This is a genomic window from Acidisphaera rubrifaciens HS-AP3 (assembly GCF_000964365.1).
In the GTDB taxonomy this organism is placed as follows: domain Bacteria; phylum Pseudomonadota; class Alphaproteobacteria; order Acetobacterales; family Acetobacteraceae; genus Acidisphaera; species Acidisphaera rubrifaciens.
The window spans coordinates 1-282 of the sequence record NZ_BANB01000117.1; the positions used below are offsets into that span (position 1 = coordinate 1).

General features: G+C 72.3%; 1 protein-coding gene. It reads left to right on the forward strand.

Translation table 11 applies throughout. From position 1 onward, the window contains the following. Positions 1–282: hypothetical protein (locus B8460_RS23040; protein ID WP_048860382.1), on the forward strand; the 282-nt coding region annotated here is incomplete at both ends.

Genomic DNA, 282 nt, shown 5'->3' on the forward strand with positions numbered 1-282 from the left:
GCGACACTGCCTCCCCGAAGAACGGCACCGCGACGGAGACCGCGGCCAGGGAGATCACGTCCACGGATACCGCGTCGCCGGACATCGCGTCCGGGGGCGAGGTCCACGCCCGCAGCGCGCCGCCGGCGCAGCCTGATCCTCAGATACACAAGTCCGAGACAGTGAAGACAAGCACGACTGCCAAGAAGCCCGCCCTGCCCGAGCCTGATGCGACCCAGGAGGCCGATACCGCGCCGCCCGCCGCGCAGGCGGCCGCCGATCCCGCGCCGGCCACCACCGATC